Genomic DNA, 19,045 nt, shown 5'->3' on the forward strand with positions numbered 1-19,045 from the left:
CCAGACCCGGCCGACGATCTCGCGCACCTGGTCCAGCCCGATCTTCAGCCGGTCGACCATGCCCAGCCGCTCTTGCGGCAGATCGCCCTCCGGCGCGGCGGTCGGGGGCTTGGGTTTCGGCACCCATGCGACCTTCCTTTCGGGACTGTCCTGCGCGGCCGCGGCCGGTGCGGCGGTGACGATGGCGCCAAGCCCGGGCGCAAGATCGGGGTTCAGCCGATAGCGCACCCATTGCGCATCGCGCCGGTCCACCACGAGGCCCGCCAGTTTCAGCACCTTCATGTGGCGCGACATCCTGCTTTGCGTGGCCTCCAGCCGGGCCATCAATTCGCAGACGCAATGCTCGCCGCCATCCGCCAGGATCGCCATCGCCCCAAGGCGGGTCGGTTTGGCAAGGGCGGACAGGACGGCAAGGGGCATGGCGGCGACTCCTGCGCCCATGCGTCCAGCCGCATTCCTGGCGCGGCCGCGTGCAGAACATGACGGCGCCGTTGCGGGCGGGCCGTCATTTCCACCCGGCGTCACGGCAAGGCAAGGCGAAGGCCGGCCCGTTGTCGCAACCCTGGGTCCCGAGGGAGTGCCGGGTAAACGGGGCAGCTCCCGGTCCCTGCAAGACGCAGGGGACCCTACCCCAGCGCGTAACCCGCGCCGCGCACGGTGCGCACGGGGTCGTCGCCGCCATTCTGGCACAGCGCCTTGCGCAGGCGGCCGATATGCACATCGACCGTCCGGGTATCGACATAGATGTCGCGCCCCCAGACCCGGTCGAGCAATTGCTCGCGGCTCCAGACCCGGCCGGGCTTTTCCATGAAGGTCGACAGCAGGCGGAACTCGGTCGGTCCAAGCTTCAGCATCTGGCCGTCGCGGAACACCTTGTGCGTCTCGGGGTCGAGCACGATGTCCTCGAATTCCAGCCGCTGGCCGACCGCGGCGGGCCGCGTGCGGCGCAAGAGCGCGCGCACCCGCGCCATCAGCTCGACCACCGAATAGGGTTTCACGACATAGTCATCGGCGCCGGTTTCCAGCCCGCGCACCCTGTCCACCTCTTCGGCGCGGGCCGAAAGCATGATGATCGGAAGCGTCCTGGTGTCGTTGCGGGTCTTGAGCTGGCGGCAGATCTCGATCCCCGAAACCGAGGGCAGCATCCAGTCCAGCACCACCAGATCGGGCGCGATCTCGTCCACGAGGATCAGCGCCTCGTCCCCGGTCGCGGCACGGGCCACGCGAAAGCCCTCGGCCTCCAGGTTGTAGGCCAGGACCTCGCGCTGGGCGGGCTCGTCCTCGACGATCAGCACCGTGGGCCGTTCAGCAGGTGACATCGCCTAGACCTTCGGTGCGTCGATGGCGGTACGGTCGGCCTTGGGCCGCTCGTCCTCGGGCAGTTCGCCGGTCACCAGATAGATCACCTGTTCGGCGATCGAGGTGACGTGATCGCCCATCCGCTCGATGTTCTTGGCGATGAAATGCAGGTGCATGCAGGCGGTGATGTTGCGCGGATCCTCCATCATGAAGGTCAGGAACTCGCGGAACAGCGCGTTGTACATCTGGTCGACTTCCATGTCGCGCAGGCGCACGTCCTGAGCCAGTTCGCCGTCGCGCTGGATATAGGCGTCAAGGGCGTCCTTGAGCATCCCCTGAACCGCCATCGCCATGCGCCGGATCGCACCCGCCGAGCCTTCGATCGGCGACATCTGCACCAGAACCCCGGTGCGCTTGGCCATGTTCTTGGCGTAGTCGCCGATCCGTTCGAGATTGGCGCCGATCTTCATCACGCTCAGCACGGTGCGCAGATCGCCCGCCGAGGGCTGGCGCAGCGCCAGGAGCCGCGCGGCCTCTTCGTTGACGCGCAGTTCAAGGTCGTCCACGGCGCGGTCATTCGCGCGGACGCGTTCGGCGAGTTCCTCGTCGCGGTTCTCAAGCGATTGCGCGGCCTCGAGGATCGCGGCTTCGACCAGCCCGCCCATCTTCATGATGAGGGCCTGGATCGCCTCCAAGTCGCGGTCGTAGGATTTGACGATATGGCGGTCGTTCATCTGCATCCCTTCTCAGCCGATCCGGCCGGTGATGTAGCTTTCGGTGCGCGGGTCATGCGGGTTGGTGAAGATCTGGCCGGTCTCGCCGAATTCCACGAGGTTGCCGAGGTGGAAGAACGCGGTCTTCTGGCTGACGCGCGCGGCCTGCTGCATCGAGTGGGTGACGATCACCACCGAATACTGCCCGCGCAGCTCGTCGATCAGCTCCTCGACCTGGGCGGTCGCAATCGGGTCGAGCGCGGAACAGGGCTCGTCCATCAGCAGCACCTCGGGTTCGGTGGCGACCGCGCGGGCGATGCACAGACGCTGCTGCTGGCCGCCCGAAAGGCCCGTGCCGGGTTCCTGAAGCCGGTCCTTGACCTCGTCCCAGATCGCGCCGCGGCGCAGGGCGCGTTCCACGATCTCGTCCAGTTCGGCGCGGGTGCGGGCCATGCCGTGGATCTTGGGGCCATAGGCCACGTTCTCGTAGATCGACTTGGGGAACGGGTTCGGCTTCTGGAACACCATGCCCACCTTGGCGCGCAACTGCACCGGGTCGATCGAGGGCGCATAGATGTCCTCGCCGTCCAGCGTGATCAGGCCCTCGACCCGGCAGGTGTCGATGGTGTCGTTCATCCGGTTCAGGCAGCGCAGGAAGGTCGACTTGCCGCAGCCCGACGGCCCGATGAAGGCGGTGACCGTCTTGTCCTCGATCTCGACATCCACATCCTTGATGGCATGGGTGTCGCCATAGAAGACGTTCACTTTGCGGGCGGCGATCTTCACCTCGTGGGTCACGGCTGTCTTTCCCGAAGCTGGCGTATCATACATGAGGGTGGTCCTTTCGCGGCGCTACCATTTCCGCTCGAACTTGTTGCGCAGGAAAATGGCGATGGCGTTCATGAAGATCAGGAAGGTCAGCAGCACCAGGATCGCCGCCGAGGTCCGGCTGACGAACCCGCGTTCGGGGCTGTCGGCCCAGATGAAGATCTGCGTGGGCAGGGCGGTAGAACTGTCGAAGGGCGTGGCCGGCGCCGAGGTGATGAAGGCGTTCATCCCGATCAGCAGGAGCGGCGCGGTCTCGCCCAGCGCCTGCGCCAGCCCGATGATCGTGCCGGTCAGGATGCCCGGCATGGCCAGCGGCAGGACATGGCCGAACACCACCTGATGCTTGGACGCGCCCACGCCCAGCGCGGCCTCGCGGATCGAGGGCGGCACCGCCTTGAGCGCGGCCCGCGTCGCGATGATGATCGTCGGCAGCGTCATCAGGGCAAGCGTCATGCCGCCCACGAAGGGCGCGGAGCGCGGCATCCCGAACCAGCCCAGGAACACCGCCAGTGCCAGCAGGCCGAACACCACCGAGGGCACCGCCGCCAGGTTGTTGATGTTGATCTCGATCAGGTCCGACACCCTGTTCCTGGGCGCGAATTCCTCGAGATAGATCGCGGCGCCGATCCCGATCGGGAAGGACAGCAGGAAACAGGTCATCAGGGCATAGAACGAACCGATGATCGCCCCCTTCAGGCCCGCCAGTTCCGGGAAGCGTGAATCCGCGTTGGTGATAAGCCACCTGTTGATCGGCTTGGACACCATCCCAAGTTCTTTCAGCAGGTCGAAATTGGCGATCTCGTCGTCTTTCAGGCGGCGGTTGGCCTCGGGCGTTTCGCGGTCGATCAGGCCCTTGTTCAACTGGTCATAGGGATCCGACACCGGCACCCTGACCGAGACCGTCTGGCCGATCAGCGCCGGATTGGCCACCACGCTGTCGCGGATGCTGAACTGCGCGCCATTCGACAGCATCGAGGTCAGCCTGCGCAGTTCCGCCCGGTCATCGGCCATGTCGGGAAACAGCTTGACCATCGTATCGGTGAGGATCTGGCGATAGTTCCCGCGGGCGGGTTCGTTGCTGTCGATATGCGCCGGATCGAGGAACACCTCGATCTGGACGAAGGTCTGGGTAAAGGCGTGACGGCCCGTCGATATCAGCGATGCCACCAGCAGGAACAGCATGCCGAAGGCAATGGTGATCGCGGTCAGACCGGCCAGCTTGAGGGCGATCTCACTGCGCTTGCGCTTGTTCAGGCACGCGGTGAATTCGGGGGCGGTCCAATCGAAACGGCCCGAGGATGTCTGGTCGGTCATTGCGCGGCCCTCAATCGTAGATTTCGCGATACTTGCGCACGATGCGCAAGGCGAAGATGTTGATGATCAGCGTCATCACGAAAAGCACCATGCCCAGCGCGAAGGCGGCCAGGGTCTTGGGACTGTCGAACGCCGTGTCGCCGATCAGCAGCGTGACGATCTGCACGGTCACGGTGGTGACGCTGTCCAGCGGGTTGATCGTCATCTTGGCGATCAGGCCCGCGGCCATCACGACGATCATCGTCTCGCCGATGGCGCGGCTGACAGCCAGAAGGATGCCGCCGACGATGCCCGGAATGGCCGCCGGGAACAGCACCTTGGAAATCGTCTCGGCCTGAGTGGCGCCCAGCGCAAGCGAGCCGTCGCGCAGGCTGCGCGGCACCGCGGCCAGCGCGTCATCGGCAAAGGAGGAGATGAACGGCACCAGCATGATGCCCATCACCAGCCCCGCGGCCAGCGCCGTGTTGGGCGCGATCGGCAGGCCCAGTTCGGTTCCGAAGGAGCGGATCGCCGGGGCGATCACGAGGATGGCGAAGAAGCCGTAGACCACGGTCGGAACGCCGGCCAGGATCTCGAGCACCGGCTTGACGACGGCCCGTATCTTGGGCGAGGCGAATTCATGCAGGTGGATGGCCGAGAACAGGCCGATCGGAACCGCGACCACCATCGCCACCGTCGCGATGACCATCGTGCCGAGGAAGACCGGCAGCATGCCGAAGGCGCCCTTGGCGGCGATCTGGTCCTCGCGCAGGGGGATCTGCGGTTCCCAGGACGTGCCGAACAGGAAATCGGTGAACGGGACCATCTCGAAGAAGCGGTAGGTCTCGAACACCAGCGAGCCGACGATGCCGATGGTCACGAAGATCGCCACCGTCGCGCATCCGACCATCAGGCCGAGAACGATCCGTTCCACCCCTTGCCGGGCGCGGAATTCCGGGCGCACGGTCTTGCGGGTCAGCAGGATCAGACCGGCGGTCAACGCGATCGTCAGCACCACCAGCAGCAGCGACGAGGTGCCGCGCAGCGCCACCAGCCGCTCGGCGGCCTCGAGCTTCCAGTCCTCGGGCGTGCCGAAGATGCGCCCGCCCGCGATCGAGCGGATTTCGGACATGATGAGTTGCACCTGGCCGGTGCGGAGACCGTCCAGCGTGCCGTCAGGCAGCCCCGCCTTGATCATGCTCTCGATCACGGTGCCCTGAAGCATCAGCCAGAGGATGATGAAGAAGAACGTGGGCACGAGCGTCACGAGGGCCGAGAACCCGCCGTGAAACCCGTCGAGCGAATGCAGCTTTGTCCCGCCTGCACGGATCGCACGGGCCGCACGCAGATTGAGGATGTATCCGATCACGACCGCAGCGAACAGGATCAGGAAGGCGAAAAGGGTCATTTGGATGCCTGTCGGTTCAAGTGAGGGACGCCCCCGCTTTTGCGGGCGGGGGCGTCGATCGTCGGGATCAGGGGGATGCCCTGATTATTCCTTGGCCTCCATCGCGACGGCGTTGATGACGCGCTCCTGCAGCTCGGCGCGGCGCTCGTCGCTCAGCGGCACGAGGCCACGCTCGGACAGGTAGCCGCCGGGGGCCAGCGCGTCTTCGGACATGTATTCCTCGACGAATTCCTGCAGGCCGGGGATCACGCCGCGATGCGCGTTCTTGACGTAGAAGAACAGCGGACGCGACACCGGATAGGAATCGTCGGCGATGGTGTCGAGAGAGGGTTCGACCCCTTCCAGTTTCACGCCTTTCAGCTTGTCGAGGTTCTCGTAGAGGAACGAGTAGCCGAAGATGCCCTGCGCGTTGGGATCCGATCCAAGGCGCTGAACGATCAGGTTGTCATTCTCGCCGGCCTCGACGAAGGGGCCGTCAGTACGCATGCGCGAGCAGTTCTCGGTGACCCACTTGCCGTCGAAGCCGCCGTCCTTGACGTAGTCCAGCTGCTTGCAGCCTTCGTGCATCGCCAGTTCGACGAACGCGTCACGGGTGCCCGAGGTCGGGGGCGGCCCCAGAACGACGATGTCGGTGTCGGGCAGGCGGCTGTCGATCTCCGACCACTTCTTGTAGGGGTTCGCAACCCATTCGCCATTCACCGGAACCTCGGCGCCGAGCGCGAGATAGACTTCACCCAGCGTCAGGTCCCAATCGAAGTCGTTGGCGCGCGACACGGCTATCGACAGGCCGTCGAAGCCGATCAGCGCCTCGCTCACGTCGGTCACGCCTTTCTCGACACAAACGGCCCATTCCGACGCCTTCATGGCGCGCGAGGCGCCGGTGATGTCGGGGAAGCCTTCGCCGATGCCGCTGCAGAAGATCTGCATACCGCCACCGGTGCCGGTGCTTTCGACGATGGGCGACGACATCCCGGTGTCGTTGGCGAACTGTTCGGCCACGGCCTGGGTGTACGGGAACACGGTGGACGAGCCCACAATGCTGATCTGGTCGCGCGCGGAGGCCGCGGTGGCCGAGATGGCCGCGATCGCCAACGCCGAGGCGGTCACTTTGATATGGGACATGCTAGCTCCTGAAACTTGGGTTCGGGTGCGGATTCGCACCTGCTCCGGCTGCGTATCGGCCCCGCGCGACGCTTATGTAAAATTTAAATGACAGATTTATGACAGCGCATTTCCGGGCGTCGGCGCAAGGCGGCCAGGTCGGCCCCGCCCCCTTGTTACGGAATGTTTTTCCGCCGTGAGTTGCAACAGGACGCAGCCTTGTGGGCCATTGCGGGCGAGGGCAGCGGGCAATCGGTCCCCGGTCATCGACAGAATCGGCGCGCCCCGTGACCGGGGGGGGGGCTGGGGGCACCGGCTTTTCTGCCGGGGCCGCTGGGCGCCGCGCGGGTTCGGCGGAAAGGACTCACAAACCGGTTTTCCGGTTATGTTTTCCGAATGACCGCAACCAGTCCCCATGCCCGCGCGCTTGCCGCCCTCGGCCACGATGCCCGCCTGTCGATCTTTCGCCTGCTGGTGAGGGCGGGAAATGCGGGGCTTGTGCTTCAGGACCGGCAGGGTCGCGAAGTGTTCAACCGCGTGAATTACCCGGCAATGCAGGACCTGGTCGGTTTCCTGACCTCGGAATGCTGCTGCGGCGTCACGGTGCCGTCGGCAGAGGATGCCGCCTGATGCGCCTGTCGGGTCTTTCATTCCCCGAAAAATCCACCGCCCCGGAACCCGGACCATGACCGATACAAGCCCTGCCCATGTCACCCTTCGCCGCGGCCTGCAGACCCAGCGCGTCTGGCTTGCCTCGGGGCTGATCCTCGGGACGCTGGCCGTGATCGACCCGACACAGGCCGCGGCCAGCGCGGGGTTCGCGGCGAATGCGTTGCTGAAGACGGCGCCCTTTCTGATCCTGTCGATCGCCATTGCCGCCTGGGCGGGGGCGACGGGGGCCGACAACCTGATCGCCCGGGCCTTCACCGGCGCGCCGGTGGCGATGATCGGGCTGGGCGCGCTGGCGGGGGTGATCTCGCCCTTCTGTTCCTGCGGGGTGATCCCGCTGATCGCGGCGCTGCTGACGATGGGCGTGCCGCTCTCGGCGGTGATGGCCTTCTGGCTGGCCTCGCCGATCATGGACCCGTCGATGTTCGTGCTGACGGGCGGGGTGCTCGGCCTGGAATTCGCGGTGGCCAAGACCCTTGCCGCCTTCGGGCTGGGCGTCTTCGGCGGGCTGGTCGTGCATCTGCTCGCACGCGGCGGCGCCCTTGCCGATCCGCTGCGCGAGGGCATCGGCGATGGCGGCTGCGGCGGCGCCCGGGTCCGCGCCCCCAGGCCCGTCGCCTGGCGCTTCTGGACCGAAAGGGAGCGGCGCGCGAAATTCGGCCGGACCGCGGCGAGCACGACCCTGTTCCTGGCCAGGTGGCTGACGCTGGCCTTCATCCTGGAAAGCCTGATGCTGGCCTGGATCCCGGCCGAGACGGTGACCGCCGCGCTGGGCGGAGAGGGGCTGATGCCCATCGTCACCGCGACGCTGGTGGGTGTGCCGGCCTATCTGAACGGCTATGCCGCGCTGCCGCTGGTCGGCGGGCTGATCACGCAGGGCATGGCGCCGGGGGCCGGAATGGCCTTTCTGGTGGCAGGCGAGGTCACCTCGATCCCCGCGGTCCTGGCGGTGCCGATGGCGGCAAGCCTTGGCCTGTCGCCGGTCTGGGTCTTCGGCGCCGTTTCCATGGCGATGGTGGTCTCGGCCATGGTCGGGCCTTGGGCCGGGGCGCGGATCGACGGCGCGGGCGGGCGCGGCGTGCTGATCGCCCTGCTGATGCTGAGACGATCCCGGCCCCGCCGGGGCAACGCCCCCGGGAAAACGCGGTTCGGCAGCCGTTCAGTGGGTCCAGGCGCCCCGGCGGTCGACCGCGAAATTCTCGGCATAGCCCATCGGCCGGATATTCGGCTTGCGCGTCTTGGGCCGGATGACCACGGCGTCGATGCCGTGGCGGCGGGCATAATCCTCGGCAGCCTCGCGGCTGTCGAAGGTCAGCCGGACCTGCGACTGGGTGTCGTCGGAACTGGTCCAGCCCATCAGCGGGTCGATCTCGCGGGCGGAGGCGGGGGCGAAGTCCAGAATCCAGTGATGGGTCTTGGCCTGGCCGGACTGCATCGCGGTCCTGGCGGGCTGGTAGATGCGGGCGCGCATGGGCGTGACGTCCTCCCTCGGGTCGTTTTGGCTGTTATGGGGGTTCGGGCCGGGGCCTGCAAGGGGCGGCATACCGCAGGATACAACCCGCCGCGCCCCGAGAAGCCTGCCCCTTGAATGCCGCGCCCCGGAGGGCAAGTCTGGGACAGCCGTCCGAGGAATCGCCACCATGCCCTATTCGACCGAACCGCCCGCGCTGGACGCCGCCCCTGCCCCGACCCGCCCGCGCGAGAAGCTGGAGGGCGGCCGGCGCTTCGTCATGCGGACCGAGTTCCAACCTGCGGGCGACCAGCCCACCGCCATCGCCGCGCTGGCCGAGGGCGTTAATGCCGGCGAGCGCGACCAGGTGCTGCTGGGGGCGACCGGGACGGGCAAGACCTTCACCATGGCCAAGGTGATCGAGGAAACCCAGCGCCCGGCGATCATTCTGGCGCCCAACAAGACGCTGGCCGCGCAATTATACGGCGAATTCAAGGGCTTCTTCCCCGATAACGCGGTCGAGTATTTCGTCAGCTACTACGACTACTACCAGCCCGAGGCCTATGTGCCGCGGTCGGACACCTATATCGAGAAGGAATCCCAGATCAACGAACAAATCGACCGGATGCGCCACTCGGCCACTCGCGCGCTTCTGGAACGCGACGACGTGATCATCGTGGCGTCGGTGTCCTGCATCTACGGTATCGGCAGCGTCGAGACCTATGGCGCGATGACCCAGGACCTGATCGTGGGCCAGAGCTATGACCAGCGCAAGGTGATCGCGGACCTCGTGGCGCAGCAATACCGGCGCAACGATCAGGCGTTCCAGCGGGGCAGCTTCCGGGTGCGGGGCGATGTTCTGGAACTGTGGCCCGCGCACCTGGAGGATCGCGCCTGGCGGATGTCGTTCTTCGGCGAAGAGCTTGAGGCCATTACCGAATTCGACCCGCTGACGGGCCAGAAAACCGACACCTTCGACCGCATCCGGGTCTATGCCAATTCCCACTATGTCACACCCAAGCCGACGATGCAGCAGGCAATCCACGCGATCCGCAAGGAGTTGCGCCAGCGGCTGGACCAGTTCGTGCAGGAGGGCAAGCTGCTGGAGGCGCAGCGGCTGGAGCAGCGCACGAACTTCGATCTGGAAATGCTCGAGGCGACCGGCGTCTGCAACGGGATCGAGAACTATTCGCGCTATCTGACGGGGCGCGCGCCGGGCGAGCCGCCGCCCACCCTCTTCGAGTTCATCCCCGACAATGCCATTGTTTTCGCAGACGAATCCCATGTCACCGTGCCCCAGATCGGCGGCATGTACCGGGGCGACTTCCGGCGCAAGGTCACGCTGTCCGAGCACGGGTTCCGCCTGCCCTCCTGCACCGACAACCGACCCCTGAAATTCGAGGAATGGGACGCGATGCGGCCGCAAACGGTCTTCGTCTCGGCGACGCCCGCGGCCTGGGAGATGGAGCAGACCGGCGGTGTGTTCGTCGAACAGGTGATCCGGCCGACCGGGTTGCTGGATCCGCAGATCGAGATCCGCCCCGTCGATTGCCAAGTGGACGACCTGCTGGACGAGGTGCGCAAGGTCGCCGCCCGCGGCTTCCGCACGCTGGTCACGACGCTGACGAAACGCATGGCCGAGGATCTGACCGAATACCTGCACGAACAGGGGATCCGGGTGCGCTATATGCACAGCGACATCGACACCATCGAACGCATTGAAATCCTGCGCGATTTGCGGCTGGGGGCGTTCGATGTTCTGGTCGGCATCAACCTGCTGCGCGAGGGGCTGGACATCCCGGAATGCGGGCTGGTGGCCATTCTGGATGCCGACAAGGAGGGGTTCCTGCGGTCCGAAACGTCCCTGATCCAGACCATCGGGCGGGCGGCGCGGAATGCCGAGGGCCGCGTCATCATGTATGCCGACCGGATCACCGGCAGCATGGAACGCGCGATGCGCGAGACCGATCGGCGGCGGGAAAAACAGATTGCCTACAATAGCTTACACGGTATCACGCCGGAGACCGTGAAGAAGAATGTCGAGGACATCCTGGCCGGGCTCTACCAGGGCGACGTGGACATGAACCGGGTGACGGCCAAGGTGGACAAGCCGCTGCGCGGCGCCAACCTGGAGGCGCATCTGGACGGGCTGCGGGCGGCGATGCGCAAGGCGGCCGAGAACCTGGAATTCGAGGAAGCCGCCAGATTGCGCGATGAAATCAAGCGGTTGGAGGCCGTGGACCTGGTGCTGTCCGACGACCCGCTGGCCCGCCAATCGGCGGTGGACGACGCGGTGGAGGCCGCGATGGGGGCCAAGGGACGCTCGACCGCGGGACGGGCCGGGCAGCGCGGGGGCAAGCGCGGGCGGCGGTAGCGCGAGGTCCGCGTTTCGGCGCGATTCGTGGTTAACGGCCTTGTCTTGCAGGGTTCCGGCGGTCGGACCCGCATCGGAATTCCATCGGAATTCCATCGGACCTTTTTCGGACCCGGTGGGCGGTTAACATGGCGGGCGGAGGGCAACGGGGAACGGTGGGTTGGCATCCGGCCTGCGGGGGGTACGGCTGAGGGCGGGGCGAGAAGGTCGTCCGCGGGCGCCAGAACGCCGGCGGTCGATGGCGGGCCGGGCGTGGGCAAGAAACAATCGCGCTGGCGGATCAAATCCTGCCATAGGCTGCAGGACGAGTGGCTGCTTTCGCTCCCCCCAGAGAATAGACATCTTGTGGCAGCAAACAGCGATGCAAGAGGCCCGGGTTCAGCGTCTTCCTGTTCTTTCCGGAGAACAGAGAACCCAATTCTGTCGCGCCACCATTCTCTCGCGGCGGAAGTAACAATGTGATCTCCAAGTCTGGGTTCGCTCGCCTCGCAGCGTTTACCGTGGGAACTTGGTCACTGTCAGATGTCAGCAAGATGGCCCGCACGCAACGCCTGGTAAACGCATCGGACAACAAGGTGACAGGGCGGCGCTGCCGAAAGGCTTGCCGCCCTTCTGTTTGTTCGGGATGGTAAAGGATGTCAACCCGCCGACCTGCGGCAGGGTCTGCGGTGCGCTTGAATGCGCAGCGTGGTGGGTTTCATCCACCCTACGTGGTTGACCGGCGCAGCGGGCGGGCTCTGACCGGCGGGCGGTCAACACCCGTAGGGTGGGTGCCAACCCACCGCCCCATCCAACGCAGGACGAGGCCACCTCCTCAGATGCGGCGTCCGCCGTCCACCTCGAGCGCGGCGCCGGTGATCATGGCGGCCTCGTCCGAGCAGAGGAAACAGGCGGCGTTCCCATGTCCTCGGGCGTCGAGAACCGGCCGAGCGGGATAGAGGCGAGGAATTTCGCGCGCATCCCGGGCGTGTCCTCGCCCAGGAAGCTTTTCAGCAGCGGCGTTTCGCCCGCGACGGGGCAAAGCGCGTTGACCCGAACGCCCGCGGGGGCCAGTTCGACGGCCATCGCCTCGGTCGCGGTGATCATCCAGCCGTTGGATGCATTGTACCAGTTCAGCCGCGGCCGAGGCGAGAGACCGGCGGTCGAGGCGATGTTCAGGATCGCGCCTGCGCCATTGCCCTTCATGTGCGGCACCAGGTGGCGGGCGGTCAGGAAGACCGACTTGGCGTTGACCGCCAGCGCGCGGTCGAATTCGTCCTCGGTGACCTCCTCCAGCGGCTTGGGCAGGTGGGTGATCCCGGCATTGTTCACCAGGATGTCGAGCCGCCCGAACACGGCCAGCGCGGCATGGGCCATCGCGCCGACCGCACCGTTGTCGGCCACGTCCACGGCTTGCGCGAGGCCGCCGATCTCGTCCGCGATTACCTCGGCCGCGCCCATGTCGATATCGGCGACCATGACCCGCGCGCCTTCGGCCGCGAACATGCGCGCGATGCCCGCGCCGAAGCCCGAACCGCCCCCCGTGACGATCGCGGTCTTTCCGTCCAGTCGCATCCCGTACTCCCTCAGCCGTGCCGCGCGGCGACCGTCTTGACCGTCGAGAACCCGTACAGCGCCTCGAAGCCCTTTTCGCGGCCATGGCCGGACAGGCCGACACCCCCGAAGGGCAGTTCGACGCCGCCGCCTGCGCCGTAATTGTTCACGAAGACCTGCCCGGCCCGCAGCGCGCGCGCCAGCCGCATCTGCCGGGCGCCGTCGCGCGACCAGATCGCGGCGACAAGGCCGTAGGCGGTGCCGTTGGCGATGGCCGTGGCCTCGTCCTCGTCCTCGAAGGGGATCAGCGCCTGAACGGGGCCGAAGATTTCCTCCTGCGCCAGGCGGTGGGCGGGCGGCACGTTCGCCAGCAGGCGGGGCGCGACATAGTGGCCGCCCGCGGGCGCGGTGACAAGGATCGTGCCTTCGGCGACGGTTTCGAGATCCGCGCCCTCGGCCAGCAAGCCCTGAACGATCTGCTTCTGGCGGGCCGAGATGAGCGGGCCGAGGTCGAGATTGTCGAGCGCCGGGCCGACCTTCAGCGCGCGGTAGCGTTCGGCCATCCGGGCGAGAACCGCGTCATAGACGGGCCGCTGGACCAGGATGCGCGAGGCGGCCGAACAGGTCTGGCCCGCGTTCTGGATGCCCGCATTGACGAGGAAGGGCAGCGCGGCGTCGAGATCGGCATCGGCAAAGACCAGCTGCGGGGACTTGCCCCCAGTTCCAACGTGACCGGCACCACGTTCCGCGCGGCGGCCGCCTGCACCAGCCGCCCCACCGCCAGCGAGCCGGTGAAGCTGACACGCTGGACGCCCGGATGGCCCGCCAGCGCCGCACCCGCCTCTTCGCCGAGGCCCGGGACCACGTTCAGCGCGCCGGGCGGCAGGCCGACCTCTTCGGCGAGGCGGGCGAAAGCCAGCGCGGTCAGGCAGGCCTCCTCGGCGGGTTTGAGCACCACGGCATTGCCCATCGCCAGCGCCGCCCCGACCGAGCGGCCGATGATCTGCATCGGGTAGTTCCAGGGGATGATGTGGGCGGTCACGCCATGCGGCTCGCGCAGGGTGTAGACGGTGTAGCCCTCCAGATAGGGGATGGTCTGGCCCATCACCTTGTCGGCGGCGCCGGCGTAGAATTCCATGTAGCGCGCGAGCGCCAGCGCGTCGGCGCGGGCCTGGGCGAGCGGCTTGCCCAGATCGGTCGCCCCGATCCCGGCCGGTTCGTCGGCGCGGCCGCGCACGAACAGGCCGATCCTTGCCAGCACCCGGCCGCCTGCCCCCCGTGCGATGCGGCCGATTTCCGCGCCGGTCGAGGGATCCTCGATGGGCAGGGTCCCGCCGCCCCGGGACGGGGTCCAGTGCCCGGCGATGACGCAGCGGTCGGTGGGAAACCAGAGGTCGCGGAGGAGGTCGTTTGTCATGCGGGCACCTTCAGGTCGGACGCGGCGGCCATCGGATCCTTGGTGCAGCGATGTCCCGGTGCGCGCAGCCCCTTTTCGGCCGGTCCGCGCCGCCGGATCTGTGCGCTTGCCCGGGCGCGCGGCACGGGGCATGGCCCGTCCGGGCCGCGTGGCGATGGCGTCGCCGCAGGGGCCTTGCCCCCATGGCCCGGGCCGCGTGCCCCGTCTCCTGAACGCCGGGACCCCACTTGGCCCGGCAGCCCCGGGCCACCGCTCGGAGGTTTCGATGACCCGGCCCGACTTTTTCCACTTTCACAATGGCGACAAGGTGGCCCTGCCCTTTTCGCAGGACGAATACGACACCCGCCTGATGGGCCTGCGCTCCGCGATGGATGCGACCGGCGCCGAGGTGGCGGTGCTGACCCCGATGCAGAACATCGCCTATTACTCGGGCTTTCTCTATTGCCCGTTCGGCCGGCCCTATGGGCTGGTCGTGACCGCCTCGGACGCGGTGACGATCAGCGCAGGGATAGACGCGGGCCAGCCCCGGCGGCGCTGCGCGACCGACAACATGACCTGTACCGACTGGGCGCGGGACAATTTCCGGCGCGCGGTCGCCCATGTGGCGGGCACCGGCCGCGCGGCGGGGCGATATCCTGTCGCTGAGCACCTTTCCGATGATCTCGGGCTATTACACCGCGCTGGAACGGACGATGTTCATGGGCGAGGTGGATGCCGCCAGCCTGGAGATCTGGCAGGCCAATGTCGCCGCGCATGAACATGGCATGTCGCTGCTGAAGCCGGGCATCACTTGCGCCGAGGTGACCCATGCGTTCAATGCCTTCCCCGAAGACCGGGGCCTGTTGCAGTATCGCAGCTTCGGCTATGGCCATTCCTTCGGCGTGCTGTCGCATTACTATGGCCGCGAGGCGGGGCTGGAGTTGCGCGAGGATATCGACACGGGGCTGGAACCCGGCATGGTGATCTCGATGGAGCCGACGCTGACCATCCCGCAGGGCCAGCCCGGCGCGGGCGGCTATCGCGAGCATGACATCCTGATCGTGACCGACAGGGGCGCCGAGAACATCACGCGCCATCCCTACGGCCCCGCGTTCAACGTGGTGGGCTGACATCGCGCCCGGCCGTCGTCCCGATCCGGGCGACGGCCAGCGGCAGCGCCACGGTCAGCACCAGCAGCGTCACGCAGAGCGCGGGCCCGGTCAGGAAGGGAGCGGGCACGACCGGCAGGTCGGCCAGCGCCGCACCCGCAGCACCGGCGGCAAGGGTCAGGAACGCGGGCAGCATGGGGATCCGGGGCAAGGGGGGGTCGAGAGGGCCATGAACCGCGGCGGGCGCGCGAATGTCAATTCGCTGCCGCAGCCTCGTCACAGCGGCCTGGCAGATGGGCGCGGATCGGCAAAGGCGAGTTGACTTGGCCGCCCTGCTGTCGCATCGGCTTGGGCGAACCCCAGGGCAGGGAGATTTGAGATGAAGATCGCGATGATCGGCACGGGCTATGTGGGCCTTGTGTCGGGGGTGTGTTTCTCCGATTTCGGGCATGAGGTCGTCTGCGTGGACAAGGATCCGCGCAAGATCGAGATGCTGAACCGCGGCGAGGTGCCGATCTACGAGCCCGGCCTCGATACGGTGATGGCGCGCAACGTGGCGGCGGGGCGGCTGACCTTTACCGGCGATCTGGCGGCGGCGGTGGACGGGGCGGATGCGGTCTTCATCGCGGTCGGAACGCCGACGCGGCGCGGCGATGGCCATGCGGACCTGACCTATGTGATGGCCGCGGCCGAGGAAATCGGGCGGGCGCTGACCGGCTATGCCGTGATCGTCACCAAATCGACCGTGCCCGTGGGCACCAACCGGCAGGTCGCGGCCGCGGTGCGGGCGGCCAATCCGGCGGCCGAGTTCGACGTCGCCTCGAACCCCGAATTCCTGCGCGAGGGGGCGGCGATCGACGATTTCATGCGGCCCGACCGGGTGGTGGTCGGCGTCGAGACCGAGCGCGCCCGCGCGGTGATGGCCGATATCTACCGCCCGCTGTTCCTGCGCGAATTTCCCGTCGTCTATACCGATCTCGAATCGGCCGAGATGATCAAATATGCCGCGAACGCCTTTCTCGCGACCAAGATCACCTTCATCAACGAGATGGCGATGTTGTGCGAGAAGGTCGGCGCCGACATCAAGGCGGTGTCCAAGGGCATGGGGCTGGATGGCCGGATCGGCAACAAGTTCCTGCATGCAGGCCCCGGCTATGGCGGGTCGTGCTTTCCCAAGGACACGCAGGCGCTGGCCCGGATCGGGCAGGATTTCGCCTCGCCCTGCGCGATCACCGAGATGGTCATCGCGGTCAATGACCGGGTCAAGCGGCGGATGATCGACAAGGTGGTGGATCTGTGCGGCGGGTCCGTGAACGGCAAGACGATCCTGGTGCTGGGCGTCACCTTCAAGCCCAATACCGACGACATGCGCGACGCGCCCGCGCTGACCATCGTGCCCGCGCTGGTGGGCGGCGGGGCAAAGGTGCGCGTGGTCGATCCGCAGGGTCGGCGCGAGGGCGAGGCGCTGCTGCCCGGCGTCACCTGGGCCGACGATCCCTATGCCGCGGCCGAGGGCGCCGATGCGCTGGTGATCCTGACCGAGTGGAACGAGTTCCGCGGGCTTGACCTGGGCCAGATGGCGCAGCGGATGGCGCATCCCCGGATGGCCGACCTGCGCAATGTCTACCCGCCCGAGGATGTGCGCGAGGCGGGATTCGAGGCCCATGTCGCGGTCGGCCGCAAGGGCTTCGGGCTCGAGGGCTGAGGGGGATGGGCCAGAGCCTGCCGGACGATCTGTTCTTCTTCGCCTCGAAGATCGTCTGGGGGCTTCTGCGGGCGGACTCGGTGCTGCTGATCCTGCTGGCGGCGGGGCTTTGGGCGCTGTGGGCGGGACGGCCCGAGCTTGGCCGCGGGCTGGTGACGGCCGTGGCGCTGGGCGGGGCGGTGATCGCGCTGAGCCCGCTGTCCAACGCGCTGCTGCGCGGGATCGAGGCGCGCCATCCCGTGCCGGAGGTGGCCGGGCCGGTGGCGGGGATCGTGATCCTTGGCGGCGCCGAGGATCCGGCGGGCACTCTGGCCTGGGGGCCGCCCTCGCTGAACGAGGGGGGCGAGCGATTCTTCGCCGCGCTGGAACTGGCCCGGCTGCATCCCGAGGCTGCGGTGCTGTTCACCGGGGGCAGCGGGCGGCTTGGCGGCTCGGACCTGCCCGAGACCGAGGTCGCGCGGCGCGTGCTGACCGGGGCGGGGCTGGATCCCGCGCGGCTGATCCTGGAAGGCGCCTCGCGCAACACGGCCGAGAACGCGCGGCTGGGCCGGGAGATGGCGCCGGACCGTCCGGGGCAATGGCTGCTGGTCACCAGCGCCTTTCACATGCCCCGCGCGGTCGAGACCTTCTGCGCGGCGGGCTGGCGCGAATTGACGCCCTATCCGGTCGATTTCCGCAGCCGTCCGGGCGCGAGGCTGCGCTGGGCACCGGCCGAAAGCCTGCTGGACTTCAACCTTGTGCTGCACGAATATCTGGGCCTTGCCGCCTATCGCGCGACCGGCCGGGCGGCGACGCCCGCGGGGTGCCTGGCGCGGCCCTGATCCTTTCCCCGCCGCATAGAAGGGCGCCATGCCGCTGACGCTGTCCGCATTGTCCGATCTTGCCACACTCGATATCGACGAGATCATCGACGTCCGGTCCCCCGCCGAATATGCCGAGGACCATATCCCCGGCGCGATCTCGCTGCCCGTGCTGTCGAACGAGGAACGCGCGCGCGTCGGCACGATCTACACGCAGTAAAGCCCGTTCAAGGCGCGCAAGATCGGGGCCGCGATCGTCGCGCGCAACGCCGCGCACCACATCGGGACGGCGCTGGCCGACCGGCCCAAGGGCTGGCGCCCGCTGGTCTGTTGCTGGCGCGGCGGGCAGCGGTCGGGCAGTTTCGCGCTGATCCTGCGCCAGATCGGCTGGCGGGCCGAGACGATCGAGGGCGGCTGGCGCAGTTTCCGGCGACTGGTGCAGGGGGCGCTCTACGATGCGCCCTCGCCTGCGCCGGTGGTGGTGCTGGACGGCAATACCGGCACCGCCAAGACCGAGTTCCTGGGGCTGCTGGCCGCGGCCGGGGTGCAGGTGATCGACCTGGAGGGGATGGCGAACCATCGCGGCTCGCTGTTCGGGGCGATGGCGGGCGGGCAACCGGCGCAGAAGGCTTCGAGACGGCGCTTGCGATGGCGCGGGATGGGCTGGACCCGGCGCGCCCGGTGGTGGTCGAGGCGGAATCGAGCCGGATCGGCCGGCTGAACCTGCCGCCCGCCCTGTGGGAGGCGATGCGGGCCGCGCCCCGGATCGAGCTTTCGGCGGCGCTGGAACTGCGCGCGGGCTATCTTGCGCGGCGCTACCGCGACCTGACCGCCGATCCCGCGCGGCTGATGGCGACCGTCGCGGCGCTGGCCGCCCGCCACCCGCGCGAGCGGATCGAGGCCTGGGGGGCGCTGGCCGAGGCGGGGGCGTTCGAGGCGCTGGCCGCCGGGCTGATGGCAGAGCATTACGATCCGCTTTACGCGGTCCAGCGTGCCCGGTTCGAGGATCGGCCGCTGCACCGGGTCCGGCTGGACCGGCTGGACGCGGACGGGCTGGCGGCGGCGCTGCCGCAGGTCGTGGCGGCGGTCGCGGCGCTCAGCCCAGGGTGATCCGCGGCGCGCCCGCGGTGACGGTGCCGATCCGCGCCGCCCCCGCGCCCAAGCCGTCCGGCATCCCGGCGGCCGCGGCCTCGGGCAGCGCGGCCAGAAGCCCGCCCGCGGTCTGCGGATCGAACAGCAGGGCTGTGCGCGGGTCGGCCGGGTCCGCCCCCTCGATGCCCGAGGCCAGCGCGGCGTTCTGCGGGTAGAGCGTCGAGCGGATGCCGAGGGCCGAGAGCCGCAGCGCCCCCGCCATAAGGGGCAGGGCG

Annotated in this window: 13 protein-coding genes and 6 pseudogenes; 7 read left to right on the plus strand and 12 right to left on the minus strand. The window is 67.9% G+C overall.

Annotated features, from left to right (window positions below):
- From ENN83_RS10520 to ENN83_RS10550, 7 genes are all read right to left on the minus strand, one after another.
- Positions 1–420: ArsR/SmtB family transcription factor (locus ENN83_RS10520; RefSeq protein ID WP_287186774.1), on the minus strand; the 420-nt coding region annotated here is incomplete at its 3' end.
- A gap of 206 nt (positions 421–626) precedes the next feature.
- On the minus strand, positions 627–1,319 hold the full coding sequence (phoB, locus tag ENN83_RS10525) for a phosphate regulon transcriptional regulator PhoB (protein ID WP_287186777.1): 693 nt from the start codon (positions 1,317–1,319) through the stop codon (positions 627–629).
- 3 nt (positions 1,320–1,322) lie between these two features.
- On the minus strand, positions 1,323–2,033 hold the full coding sequence (gene phoU / locus ENN83_RS10530) for a phosphate signaling complex protein PhoU (RefSeq protein WP_287186780.1): 711 nt from the start codon (positions 2,031–2,033) through the stop codon (positions 1,323–1,325).
- Between the two features lie 12 nt (positions 2,034–2,045).
- A complete protein-coding gene (pstB, locus tag ENN83_RS10535) occupies positions 2,046–2,843 on the minus strand; it encodes a phosphate ABC transporter ATP-binding protein PstB (protein ID WP_287186782.1) in 798 nt (265 codons plus the stop codon).
- A gap of 21 nt (positions 2,844–2,864) precedes the next feature.
- Positions 2,865–4,154: a phosphate ABC transporter permease PstA gene (gene pstA / locus ENN83_RS10540; protein WP_287186785.1), complete on the minus strand. Its 1,290-nt coding sequence runs from the start codon at positions 4,152–4,154 to the stop codon at positions 2,865–2,867.
- A gap of 10 nt (positions 4,155–4,164) precedes the next feature.
- Complete coding sequence (gene pstC, locus ENN83_RS10545) at positions 4,165–5,541, minus strand: phosphate ABC transporter permease subunit PstC (RefSeq protein WP_287186787.1); 1,377 nt, start codon at positions 5,539–5,541, stop codon at positions 4,165–4,167.
- Between the two features lie 84 nt (positions 5,542–5,625).
- Positions 5,626–6,663, minus strand: a complete 1,038-nt coding sequence (locus ENN83_RS10550) for a substrate-binding domain-containing protein (protein ID WP_287186790.1) — start codon at positions 6,661–6,663, stop codon at positions 5,626–5,628.
- 375 nt (positions 6,664–7,038) lie between these two features.
- On the opposite strand from ENN83_RS10550, the gene ENN83_RS10555 reads away from it, so the two are divergent.
- Together ENN83_RS10555 and ENN83_RS10560 are read left to right on the plus strand one after the other, a co-directional pair.
- A complete protein-coding gene (locus ENN83_RS10555) occupies positions 7,039–7,272 on the plus strand; it encodes an ArsR/SmtB family transcription factor (RefSeq protein ID WP_287186792.1) in 234 nt (77 codons plus the stop codon).
- A 55-nt stretch (positions 7,273–7,327) separates the two neighbouring features.
- A pseudogene (locus ENN83_RS10560) lies at positions 7,328–8,311 on the plus strand (permease); the annotation flags it as partial.
- A 159-nt stretch (positions 8,312–8,470) separates the two neighbouring features.
- On the opposite strand, the gene ENN83_RS10565 reads toward ENN83_RS10560, so the two are convergent.
- Positions 8,471–8,782, minus strand: a complete 312-nt coding sequence (locus ENN83_RS10565) for an ETC complex I subunit (protein WP_287186804.1) — start codon at positions 8,780–8,782, stop codon at positions 8,471–8,473.
- A gap of 169 nt (positions 8,783–8,951) precedes the next feature.
- Here ENN83_RS10565 and uvrB point away from each other — a divergent pair, with 169 nt between their 5' ends.
- Entirely contained in the window at positions 8,952–11,135 is a 2,184-nt protein-coding gene (uvrB, locus tag ENN83_RS10570) for an excinuclease ABC subunit UvrB (RefSeq protein WP_287186794.1), read from the plus strand.
- Positions 11,136–11,949: 814 nt separating this feature from the next.
- On the opposite strand, the pseudogene ENN83_RS10575 reads toward uvrB, so the two are convergent.
- Both ENN83_RS10575 and ENN83_RS10580 read right to left on the minus strand, forming a co-directional pair.
- Positions 11,950–12,689: pseudogene (locus ENN83_RS10575) on the minus strand (glucose 1-dehydrogenase).
- Between the two features lie 11 nt (positions 12,690–12,700).
- Positions 12,701–14,085 (minus strand): annotated as a pseudogene (locus tag ENN83_RS10580) (aldehyde dehydrogenase family protein).
- A gap of 265 nt (positions 14,086–14,350) precedes the next feature.
- Here ENN83_RS10580 and ENN83_RS10585 point away from each other — a divergent pair.
- Positions 14,351–15,194, plus strand: a pseudogene (locus tag ENN83_RS10585) (M24 family metallopeptidase).
- Here the strand turns inward: ENN83_RS10585 and ENN83_RS10590 are convergent.
- The gene (locus ENN83_RS10590) at positions 15,178–15,369 is read right to left on the minus strand and encodes a hypothetical protein (protein WP_287186796.1); all 192 of its coding nucleotides are present in this window, start codon (positions 15,367–15,369) and stop codon (positions 15,178–15,180) included. The pseudogene ENN83_RS10585 and the gene ENN83_RS10590 overlap by 17 nt on opposite strands.
- Before the next feature lie 183 nt (positions 15,370–15,552).
- Here ENN83_RS10590 and ENN83_RS10595 point away from each other — a divergent pair, with 183 nt between their 5' ends.
- From ENN83_RS10595 to mnmH, 3 genes and pseudogenes are all read left to right on the plus strand, one after another.
- Complete coding sequence (locus tag ENN83_RS10595) at positions 15,553–16,878, plus strand: UDP-glucose dehydrogenase family protein (protein WP_287186799.1); 1,326 nt, start codon at positions 15,553–15,555, stop codon at positions 16,876–16,878.
- 5 nt (positions 16,879–16,883) lie between these two features.
- Positions 16,884–17,699: a YdcF family protein gene (locus tag ENN83_RS10600; RefSeq protein WP_287186802.1), complete on the plus strand. Its 816-nt coding sequence runs from the start codon at positions 16,884–16,886 to the stop codon at positions 17,697–17,699.
- Positions 17,700–17,727: 28 nt separating this feature from the next.
- A pseudogene (gene mnmH / locus ENN83_RS10605) lies at positions 17,728–18,788 on the plus strand (tRNA 2-selenouridine(34) synthase MnmH).
- Here mnmH and ENN83_RS10610 read toward each other — a convergent pair.
- Positions 18,775–19,045, minus strand: a pseudogene (locus ENN83_RS10610) (bifunctional NADH dehydrogenase FAD-containing subunit/selenide, water dikinase SelD); the annotation flags it as partial. The pseudogenes mnmH and ENN83_RS10610 overlap by 14 nt on opposite strands.

The organism is Rhodovulum sp., from assembly GCF_011048875.1.
Classification (GTDB): domain Bacteria; phylum Pseudomonadota; class Alphaproteobacteria; order Rhodobacterales; family Rhodobacteraceae; genus Rhodovulum; species Rhodovulum tesquicola.

Excerpts from the sequence above, each read along its gene's own strand:
- phoB (WP_287186777.1), bottom strand. The coding sequence starts at position 1,319 with ATGTCACCTGCTGAACGGCCCACGGTGCTGATCGTCGAGGACGAGCCC.
- phoU (WP_287186780.1), bottom strand. The coding sequence starts at position 2,033 with ATGAACGACCGCCATATCGTCAAATCCTACGACCGCGACTTGGAGGCG.
- pstB (WP_287186782.1), bottom strand. The coding sequence starts at position 2,843 with ATGTATGATACGCCAGCTTCGGGAAAGACAGCCGTGACCCACGAGGTG.
- pstA (WP_287186785.1), bottom strand. The coding sequence starts at position 4,154 with ATGACCGACCAGACATCCTCGGGCCGTTTCGATTGGACCGCCCCCGAA.
- pstC (WP_287186787.1), bottom strand. The coding sequence starts at position 5,541 with ATGACCCTTTTCGCCTTCCTGATCCTGTTCGCTGCGGTCGTGATCGGA.
- ENN83_RS10550 (WP_287186790.1), bottom strand. The coding sequence starts at position 6,663 with ATGTCCCATATCAAAGTGACCGCCTCGGCGTTGGCGATCGCGGCCATC.
- ENN83_RS10555 (WP_287186792.1), top strand. The coding sequence starts at position 7,039 with ATGACCGCAACCAGTCCCCATGCCCGCGCGCTTGCCGCCCTCGGCCAC.
- ENN83_RS10565 (WP_287186804.1), bottom strand. The coding sequence starts at position 8,782 with ATGCGCGCCCGCATCTACCAGCCCGCCAGGACCGCGATGCAGTCCGGC.
- uvrB (WP_287186794.1), top strand. The coding sequence starts at position 8,952 with ATGCCCTATTCGACCGAACCGCCCGCGCTGGACGCCGCCCCTGCCCCG.
- ENN83_RS10590 (WP_287186796.1), bottom strand. The coding sequence starts at position 15,369 with ATGCTGCCCGCGTTCCTGACCCTTGCCGCCGGTGCTGCGGGTGCGGCG.
- ENN83_RS10595 (WP_287186799.1), top strand. The coding sequence starts at position 15,553 with ATGAAGATCGCGATGATCGGCACGGGCTATGTGGGCCTTGTGTCGGGG.
- ENN83_RS10600 (WP_287186802.1), top strand. The coding sequence starts at position 16,884 with ATGGGCCAGAGCCTGCCGGACGATCTGTTCTTCTTCGCCTCGAAGATC.